This window comes from Acinetobacter sp. YH01007 (assembly GCF_013420425.1).
GTDB lineage: Bacteria > Pseudomonadota > Gammaproteobacteria > Pseudomonadales > Moraxellaceae > Acinetobacter > Acinetobacter towneri.
Genome location: NZ_VOYC01000020.1, coordinates 47,787 through 57,556 on the forward strand (window position 1 = coordinate 47,787; position 9,770 = coordinate 57,556).

Genomic DNA, 9,770 nt, shown 5'->3' on the forward strand with positions numbered 1-9,770 from the left:
ATGAGGCAAGCATATCGGTAGTCTATTTGCTGAAAAAATAATTTAAAATGCGGTGAATATCAGTAAATGATAAATATAAATTTCTTCATTGTTTTCTATATTTAGAGATAAATAACGAGTACTTCTTCCATGCAGTGTTATAAAAATGCCAAGCCTACCGAGCAGATTCATGTGTTAGATCGCGCGTTTCATTATGGTGATGGATGCTTTAGCACTGCACGTTTTCGCCAAAATCAAATTGAATTATTTGACCGCCATTTGGCGCGTTTGCAATATGCCAATCGCCAACTTTCTTTAAATGCCAATCTTGAGTTAATCACTGAAACGCTGACACTTTTAAAGCAGGCGCATGGCGAGTTAAATGGTACTTTGAAGATTGTTTTAAGTCGTGGTGTGGGGCAGCGTGGCTACAGCTTGCCTGATCATCCTGCCGATGTTTGGGTGTTTTTCTATCCACAAGTACAAGCGGCTTTAGATACGGCATATCATTATGACATCATTCAAAGTGGCATCTTGGCACAAGCGATTGGACTAAGCATGCCGAATTTAGTTGGGCTGAAAAGTCTAAACCGACTAGAACAGGTATTGCTCAAACAAGAAGCCGATCAAAAAGGCTGGACAGAAGCTTTGGTTACTGATGTACAGGGCAGTGTGGTTGAAGGTGTGAGTAGTAATTGTTTCATTCGTATAAACAATACATGGATTACCCCGCAACTTGGTTATAATGGCGTGCACGGTGTCATGCGGGCAGAAATTTTATCGCGCATGCAACAACAGAATTTGCATTGTGAACAGCGTGATGTTCATGTTTCGGAAATTGCGCAGATTCAAAGTCTGTTTTTCTGTAATGCCTTAACGCCCATGAAAATTGTCAGCCATTTAGGGCAGCAGGTTTTAGATGTGCAGCCGTGTGTGGAACTATTTAAGCAACTTCAACTGAATCAGATTCATTCTTATGTCTAAGCGTCCATCAAAATCTAAAAAGAAAACCAAACCTATATGGTCTAAGCGTGCTATTCAGGGTGCGCTTATTTTTGTACTCGGACTGTTTTTGGTCATTGGCATGATCTTATGGTCAAGCTTATTTAAAGATTATCCTATTGAAGGCAAAAAACAATTATTGGCAATTAATGATGGTGATACCTATTCACGCTTTATTGATCGTTTGGCAGAACAAGATCATGTGAATTTTCCAATTGTTTTAAAGCTCTATCAACGAGTGATGATTCACGACAGCATGAAAAAAGGCGTGTATGAAGTTCGTCAGGGCATGAGTGTGCGTCAGGTTATGGAAATGATCGCCAATGCTGAAAATGCACAAATGAACCGTATTTTGGTGATCGAAGGCACGACTTTTAAACAATTGATTGATGCGTTAAAGAAAGATGAGTTGGTCACCAAAGAAGTGTCGCATTTGCCGTATGATCAAATGCTAAAAGCTTTAAATATTCCTTTTACACATCCCGAAGGTTTATTTGCGCCGAATACTTATTTCTTTGCCAAAGGTGAAACTGACCGTAAAATATTAACCGATTTATATCAGCGTCAAATGAAATCATTGGATGATGCTTGGAATAATCGTGCAGCAGATTTGCCCTATAAAAATAAATATGAAGCTTTAATCATGGCATCTATTATTGAAAAAGAAACCAATGTTGATGCTGAATTAGAGCAGGTTTCGGGTGTGTTTGTACGTCGTTTAAAACTGGGGATGCGTTTACAGACTGACCCAACCGTGATTTATGGTATGGGTGACCGTTATCAGGGCAATATCACCCGTCAGGATTTACGCACTCCAACGCCATACAACACCTATACCATGAGTGGCTTAACGCCAACACCAATTGCTTTGCCAAGTCAAAAAGCCATTGAAGCGGCTATGCATCCAGACCAATCTGACAATATTTATTTTGTCGCGACAGGTAACGGTGGGCATAAATTTAGCACCAATTTGCAAGATCATAACCGTGCCGTACAGGAATATTTAAACGTACTACGCACGAAAAAATCAGGGGAATAAGCATGTTTATCAGTTTTGAAGGTACTGAAGGGGTAGGCAAAACTACACTTATTCGCCGTATTCATGATTATTTTACTGCACAAGGTCAGTCGGTGGTTTTAACCCGTGAACCGGGTGGAACCCCTATGGCAGAGCAAATTCGTGCTTTGTTGCTCGAGGTCAACCATGAAGAAAAAATGTGTTCAGACACTGAGTTATTGTTGATGTATGCAGCGCGTGCACAGCATTTAGATCGGGTGATTTTACCTGCGTTGGCTGCAGGAAAAACTGTACTGTGTGACCGTTTTAGTGATGCGAGTTTTGCTTATCAGTGTGCAGGACGTGGTTTGAGTGAAAGCAAGTTGCAGACTTTAAATAATAACTTTGTGGCACGTATGCCTGACTTAACTTTCTGGCTGGATGCACCGATTGAACTGGGTATGACCCGTGCACGGGCACGTGGTGAACTTGATCGTTTTGAACAAGAGAAAGCAACTTTCTTTGAGAAAGTAAGAGGTGGCTATCAAACTTTGTGGGAGCGACACCCTGAGCGAGTGAAGCGCTTAGATGCAACACAAAGCCCCGATCAAGTATTTGCACAGGCGATGCACTATTTGCAAGCTAAGGCATAACAAACAAAGGTATAACAAGCCAATGGGTCATGGTTATGCATTTGATTGAATGGAAAAATCTTCTATAGTGGAAATGCTTTAGAAGATTTTTTTATTTAAATAATAGCGAATAGTAAATATGACCAAAGACGAAATTATTGAATTTTTAAAAGTTGAGTTTCCGCAAAGTTTGGAAAAATGTGAAATTGTGTCCATCACGCCACGTGGGGCATTGGTGAATTATCACATCGATGAACGTGATTTACGCCCAGGTGGTACGGTATCAGGGCCGACTATGATGACCGTTGCAGACTATGCACTTTATATCGCCATTTTAGGGGAGTTGGGTTTGGTGGCTTTGGCGGTGACCAGTAATTTAAACATCAACTTTTTACGCAAGCCCGCAGCAGGGCGTAATTTACGTGGTGAATGTCGCTTAATGAAAGTAGGGAAAAACCTCGTGGTCGGTGAGGTTTGGGTATATTCCGAAGGTGTAGATGATGCCGTGGCGCATGTCACAGGGACGTATTCGATTCCACAGATTGGCTGAGAATAAAGTCAGCTTTATCTTAATTTTAGTTACTTATATTTACCATGTGGTTACATATGTACACATACCACATGAAAATCAGGGTTTTATTGGTTAAAAAATAATCACAAATATTTCATTTTATGTTTTTCATATAGATCAAATCTGCTTTTGTCTAAGCTAGCAACCCGTAAGTAATAAAACAAGGGAGCTAAATGCTTAAATTTAAGAACAATATTGTTCATGGAGCAATCTTTGATATGGATGGAACAATGTTTGATACTGAACGATTACGGTTTCAAACATTGAAGCAGGCATCTCAGGAGCTCATTGGCGTTGAATTTTCAGACGTATACCTCATGCAATGTTTGGGTTTGAGTGCAAAGAGCGCTGAACAACTGGCTCAAGCAGAATATGGTGCAGACATTCCTTACCGTGAGATCCGTCAGCGTGCTGATGAACTAGAACTAGAAAGTGTGCGCAATTTTGGTGTGCCCATTAAAAAAAGTTTGTTGCAGGTATTAGAGCGGTTACGAAAGTCTGGCTTGAGAATGGCGGTTGCTACGTCTAGTCGTCGTGCCATTGCCGAAGAATATTTGATTAATGCCAATGTCTATAAGTTTTTTGATGTATTAGTTTGTGGCGATGAGGTGCAACAGGGCAAGCCACATCCTGAAATTTTTATAACAGCCGCACAAAAAATTAATCTAGAACCCAGCGAATGTTTCATGCTGGAAGATTCTGAAAATGGAATCAAATCTGCACATGCAGCGGGTGGCATAACCATACTATTTCGGGATATAAAAAAACCTAATGCTAATATGTTGTCACTCACGCAGCATTATTACGCAAGTATGCAAGCTTATTTAGATGACTTAAATCAAGTTATTCCTGTATTGGAAATGCCGAGTTTACAAGAGGCCTTCCCGCAAACTTTAAATCAGTTGAGTGTGGGGATTCATGGTTTTGGTGCAATAGGTGGGGGCTATTTGGCCCAAATTTTATCGCACTGGGATGGCTATACCCGTCCTAAACGTATTTATGCTTCTACACGGAATACCTTATATCGTTCTGCAGTAAACGCCTTTGGAACGTATTCAATTCGTTATGGACAATGTTCTTATGATGAACGAATTGAAAATATGCACATCATTGATGCGGAGAACTTGCAGCAGATGCAGCAAATGTATGTGGAGTCGAGCCTAATTGCATTATGTTTGCCTGAACATGCTTTACAGCAAGAGGCTAAAGTAATTGCGCAGGGCTTATATGCCCGTTTTATAGCGCAATTTGAACTCCATCAGCCTTTAACTATTTTGGTAATTTTAAATAAAGTTGGGGCAAAACAGCTCTTGATGACGCATATTCATCAGGCGTTAGAGGCGTTGTTGGATCCCGATACGGCAGCCAAAATTATGGCGCAGCATTATTTTTGCGATACTGTCGTAAATAGAATGGTCTCTAAATTAAGCGATCAAAACTTATATCGCCAATTACGCATCAAGTATAATATTTTTAAGCAATTTCAGTTGGATGACGAAGCAGAGCCAATTGAAATTGAAGACAATACTCGATTGCAGCCTGAGCAAGAGCGTCAAGCCACCTTATATGTAGAAGATTTAAGACGCAATTTTCAGCCCAGTCACATTTTGCAAAGTATGGATTTAATTTTATTTCATGCTGAAAGTGACATGCCTATTTATGTGGAAAATGCCAGTCCATTATTGCAACACATGCGTCAAATGATTTTGGTAGATGATATTGCCGAAATCCAACTCATTAAAAATCGTTTATGGAATGGTGTACATGCCATGATGGCTTGGTTATCCAGTTTAATAGGGCATAACAGTATTGGTGTCGCAATGGCAGACCCATTGGTTGCAGATTTTACCCGCGCTGTTTCGGCACAAGTAGCGTTGGGATTAGCTGCACAGTTGCCGCATCGTCAGCAAAACTTAAAGCATCTGGCACAGAGCTTTCTGGACTCATGTGAACATGCCTATAAAGACCCGTGTCAGCGTGTGGCACGTGACCCTTTGCGTAAACTCTCAGCCAATGAACGGGTGATGGGTGCTTTGATTTATCATCTGCAGCATGATTTAGCTGCAAATTATGTGCAGAAAGGAGTGGTGTTGGGCTATCTGTATGCAATTAAAATGCAGCAGTTGGGGGCTCAAGCAGCATTACAGCATTTGTCAAAACAATTGCAAAATGCGCCTATAGACGAACAGACACGACAGCAATTGCAGTACATAATTAGCCACCAATTACAGCAACTATTGGCTGGTCAAGTTCGCTTAGAAGCATTTATTCAAGATGGTACTCAAGTTGCAGCCGTAATCTAAAACTCAACTTGATGAATTCTTGGGGGGAGGTTTAGTAAGTTAACGTCATCATATTCAAAATGATAAAATATCGAATCGTGTTATGGAACACGATTCGGTGCTTTCTTGCATTAGAATTCAAATGCACTTTATTCACAGATACTTTTATGCAAATGCTGTTGTGTAACAAGCAATCAGATCACTCATTCACCAATGGAGTTTCCACTTGGAAATTTGGTGGAATGAGCACAGTTTTACGCAATTCAGGCGCAAGCTCTGGATAATCTAGCGTGAAGTGTAAACCACGTGATTCTTTGCGTTGCATGGCACAGCGCACAATCATTTCAGAAACCAGAACCAAATTACGCAGCTCAATCAAGTTTTTACTGACTTGATAGTCCTGATAATACTCGGTGATTTCACGTTTTAGCATTTCAATACGGTGTAAGGCACGCTCTAAACGCTTAGTGGTGCGTACAATGCCGACATAGTTCCACATGGTTGCACGTAGCTCATCCCAGTTTTGTAAAATCACCACATCTTCGTCAGGGTTCGTCACTTGCGAATCATCCCAAGCAGGAACTTCAGGCGAGCTATAATCTGCAGTGTAATGGGCTTCAATATGTTTGGCGGCAGCCATTCCATAGACAAAACATTCTAAAAGAGAGTTACTTGCCATACGGTTAGCGCCATGCAAACCTGTATAAGAAGTTTCACCAATCGCATATAAACCTGCAATATCGGTTTGACTATGTTCATCCACCATTACTCCGCCACAAGTGTAGTGGGCAGCAGGTACAACAGGAATCATATCGGTAGTGATATCAATGCCCAATTCCAGTAAACGTGCATACAGCGTTGGGAAGTGTTCTTTCACAAATTCTGCAGGTTTATGGGTGATGTCTAACCACACATGACGAATGCCTAAGCGTTTGATTTCATAGTCAATCGCACGTGCTACAATGTCACGTGGCGCCAATTCTGCACGCTCATCAAAACGCAGCATAAAACGCTCACCATCGGGTAAACGCAAATATGCACCTTCACCACGCATGGCTTCAGTAATTAAAAACGAACGTGCTTGGGGATGATACAAACAGGTCGGGTGGAATTGATTAAACTCCATATTTGCCACACGGCAACCTGCACGGTATGCCATGGCCATACCATCACCTGTGGCAATGTCTGGGTTAGATGTATATAGATAGGCTTTCATTGCACCACCGCAGGCAAGTGCGGTAAACGGAGCAAGGAAGCTATGCACTTTTTGTGTTTTTTCATCTAGTGCATATAAGCCTAAAGTGCGATTGCTTTCATTTAAACCTAATTTTTGCGAGGTAATTAGGTCAATCGCAATAAAATTTTCAAAAATGGTGATGTTTTGCTGTTCTTGGACACGTTGTACTAAAGTGGTCGAAATTGCGCGTCCTGTTGCATCGGCTGCATGAATAATACGTCGCTGTGAGTGACCGCCTTCACGGGTTAAGTGCAACTGTTCTTGTTCATCTAAAGTAAATTGAACACCTTGTCTCAGCAGAAAATCTACCGAAGGTTTGCCGCCTTCTACGGTTTGTTTGACGGCATCCATTTCACATAAATGCGCACCTGCAATCATAGTGTCATCTATGTGTTGTTCAATTGAATCTGTTTCATCAAGCACTGCCGCGACACCGCCTTGCGCATAGAAGGTGCTGGCTTCAGTGAGGGTAGATTTCGCCAAAACGGCAATATTGAAATGCTGGGGTAATGAGAGCGCTAAACTCAAACCTGCACCACCACTTCCCACAATAATCACATCAAATTGATGTGTTGTGTTTAAATTAGGCATGTCCATCAGCTAATTTGAAAAAAGTTGGATAATGACACCCCTTTTTACAGAAAAAGGCAAGTGCGAAGTGGATTTGAATAATGAAAAAAAAGAATAAACTGGCAACTTTTATGGAATATCCCACTTTTATTGTGATTCGATTCCACGCTTTTCATTTATAGCACTTTGGCGCATCATTTTTGATGGGTCAAATATAAGATGCTATCTCAGCTATCCTCCACAGTGCCTGCCAAACCGTAATTGAAAAAGATTCAACATTTTATTACGCAAAAGCCTATTATTTTGTGCTAAATAAGGTGAGTTCAAAGTCATAATTATTATTGAGTGAATGCTATTTATGAAAAATCGCAACTTAAAAAAAGGTTTATATGCGGCTGTTTTTACTATGGCAACTGTGCAGACTCAAGCAGCACCACCAGTAGACTTTTCTAATTTGGTTGAGCAGGTTAGTCCTGCGGTGGTGAGTGTCAATGTTGTCAAAAAAATGAGTCAGGAAGAACTCTTACAACAACAAGTTCCAGAAATTTTACGCCGTTTTTTTGGCAATCAAGTGATTATTCCTCAACAGCAAATTCCACAAGAAAAAACAGGTTACGGCAGTGCCTTTTTTATCAGTAAAGATGGATACCTTTTAACCAATCACCACGTTGTTGAAGATGCTTCTAAAGTTACCATTGTACTGAATGACCGCCGTGAACTTGATGCAACTGTCGTGGGTAGTGATGAACGTACCGATGTCGCGTTATTAAAAGTGCAGGGCAGCAGTTATCCAGAACTGCGTACAGGCAATGTCGATCAATTACGTGTAGGTGAGCCTGTACTTGCGATTGGTTCACCATTTGGCTTTGACTATTCTGCATCGGCAGGAATCGTGAGTGCCAAAATGCGTAATATGATGGGTGAAACTTCAGTGCCATTTATTCAGACCGATGTGGCGCTTAACCCAGGTAACTCAGGCGGGCCACTATTTAACCAGCGCGGTGAAGTGGTCGGCGTGAACTCCCGTATTTTTAGTGGTACGGGTGGTTATATGGGCTTGTCATTCTCCATTCCTATTGATGTTGCCATGGATGTTGCCGATCAGTTAAAGCGTAACGGTAAAGTGACTCGTTCTTATTTAGGGGTGAGTTTGCAAGATATTGACCGCAATTTGGCAGAATCTTATAAACTCAGTAAGCCTGAAGGTTCATTAATTACTCAAGTTGCACCAAACTCACCTGCGGCACGTGCAGGTTTGCGCGCGGGCGATGTGATTCTTAAATACAACGGCACACCTATTTCCAGAACGTCTGAATTGTTGAACTATTTAAACCGTTCAGTGCCAAATCAAAGTATTCAGCTTGAAGTATTACGCGATGATAAACGCCGTAATATTACCGCTACGGTGAGCACAGCACCTGACGACACGCCTGCCAAAAACAACCCTGATACCGCAGCCAAAGGCCCTGTTTTAGGGGTGTCGATTCGTGATTTAAGCGTTGCAGAACAACGCCAATTAGATATTAAAGGCGGTGTGTTGATTCAGGAAGTGCGTCGTGGTGGTTCGGCAGCTCAGGCACGTATTATGCCAGGTGATGTGATTGTGCAACTGAATAACACCACCATCCAAAATGCCAACCAATTTGTTGAAACAGTATCTACCTTGAAACAAGGTACAATTGCGCGTGTGGTGATTATCCGTCAAGGGCAACGTGCGATTATTGGCATGCGTATTCAATAAGTTGATGTGGCATAAAATCGTAAATCTATCTAAAATTTAGAATCTTGCTAAACTTTAAATAGCCACTTATTTTAAGGAAGTCGCTCTTGAATTAGGGCGACTTTTTTATGTAACTCGGTATTTTTGTTAGACTAGACCGACATCGCCGTTTTAGTTAAAAGGATGACATGAGCAGCATATTTGATTTAAAAATCACCGTACAGCCAGAACATATTGATATTTTAGGGCATGTAAATAATGTGGTGTATGTGCAGTGGATGCAGGATGTAGCATCGGCACATATCGAAACATTAGGTTTAGGGGTGCTGGAATACTTAAAACTAAAACATGCGATGGTGGCGGTGGAACATCATGTGCAATATCGTAAAGCGGCACTCGAAGGTGAGGAGCTGATTTTGCGTACATGGTTAAGTGATTTGAATGCGTTGTATTCATTCCGCCAATATGCGTTTTATCGCCCTCAAGATAAAAGTCTGCTGTTTATGGGCAATACACAATGGGCTTGTGTGGAAATTGCTACAGGTCGTCCAAAACGCATGTCACCGACATTTACGCAAGCCTATCAACCCCTTGCTGCTGATGTGAATCCGTTGGATTTTAGTGAGTATGATTCATTAAGATGAGTTGAAGCACAGAGATGGATCCGTAAATTTGAACAACTCCTATAAGTGATATTCTGCTCCTCAAATGATGTTATAAACATCAATATATGGAGTATTTTATGGCACGTAGACCAAGAAGAAATCATTCAAATGATTT

8 protein-coding genes are annotated in these 9,770 nt (G+C 41.2%); 7 read left to right on the forward strand and 1 reads right to left on the reverse strand.

All coding sequences use genetic code 11. The features are described 5' to 3' along the window. Positions 1 to 129 precede the first annotated feature (129 nt). The 5 genes from pabC to mtlD all read left to right on the forward strand — a co-directional run bounded on the left by pabC (position 130) and on the right by mtlD (position 5,484). Positions 130 to 963, forward strand: coding sequence for an aminodeoxychorismate lyase (pabC, locus tag FTT74_RS11265; RefSeq protein WP_019837698.1), 834 nt, complete (start codon positions 130 to 132; stop codon positions 961 to 963). Beyond that, positions 956 to 2,020: an endolytic transglycosylase MltG gene (gene mltG / locus FTT74_RS11270; protein ID WP_004971735.1), complete on the forward strand. Its 1,065-nt coding sequence runs from the start codon at positions 956 to 958 to the stop codon at positions 2,018 to 2,020. The genes pabC and mltG overlap by 8 nt, the downstream gene beginning before the upstream one ends. A gap of 2 nt (positions 2,021 to 2,022) precedes the next feature. Beyond that, positions 2,023 to 2,631 carry a dTMP kinase gene (gene tmk / locus FTT74_RS11275; RefSeq protein WP_131261157.1) on the forward strand — a complete coding sequence of 203 codons (609 nt, stop codon included), beginning with the start codon at positions 2,023 to 2,025 and terminating at the stop codon, positions 2,629 to 2,631. A gap of 118 nt (positions 2,632 to 2,749) precedes the next feature. Then, a complete protein-coding gene (locus tag FTT74_RS11280) occupies positions 2,750 to 3,160 on the forward strand; it encodes a PaaI family thioesterase (protein ID WP_096901103.1) in 411 nt (136 codons plus the stop codon). A 194-nt stretch (positions 3,161 to 3,354) separates the two neighbouring features. Further along, entirely contained in the window at positions 3,355 to 5,484 is a 2,130-nt protein-coding gene (mtlD, locus tag FTT74_RS11285; protein WP_179989035.1) for a bifunctional mannitol-1-phosphate dehydrogenase/phosphatase, read from the forward strand. Between the two features lie 178 nt (positions 5,485 to 5,662). On the opposite strand, the gene nadB is transcribed toward mtlD, so the two are convergent. Continuing rightward, complete coding sequence (gene nadB, locus FTT74_RS11290; protein ID WP_154320890.1) at positions 5,663 to 7,297, reverse strand: L-aspartate oxidase; 1,635 nt, start codon at positions 7,295 to 7,297, stop codon at positions 5,663 to 5,665. Positions 7,298 to 7,628: 331 nt separating this feature from the next. On the opposite strand from nadB, the gene FTT74_RS11295 reads away from it, so the two are divergent. After that, positions 7,629 to 9,011 carry a Do family serine endopeptidase gene (locus tag FTT74_RS11295; RefSeq protein WP_131261155.1) on the forward strand — a complete coding sequence of 461 codons (1,383 nt, stop codon included), beginning with the start codon at positions 7,629 to 7,631 and terminating at the stop codon, positions 9,009 to 9,011. Positions 9,012 to 9,178: 167 nt separating this feature from the next. Then, positions 9,179 to 9,634 carry a thioesterase family protein gene (locus tag FTT74_RS11300; RefSeq protein ID WP_004971726.1) on the forward strand — a complete coding sequence of 152 codons (456 nt, stop codon included), beginning with the start codon at positions 9,179 to 9,181 and terminating at the stop codon, positions 9,632 to 9,634. The last annotated feature ends 136 nt before the right edge of the window (positions 9,635 to 9,770 follow it).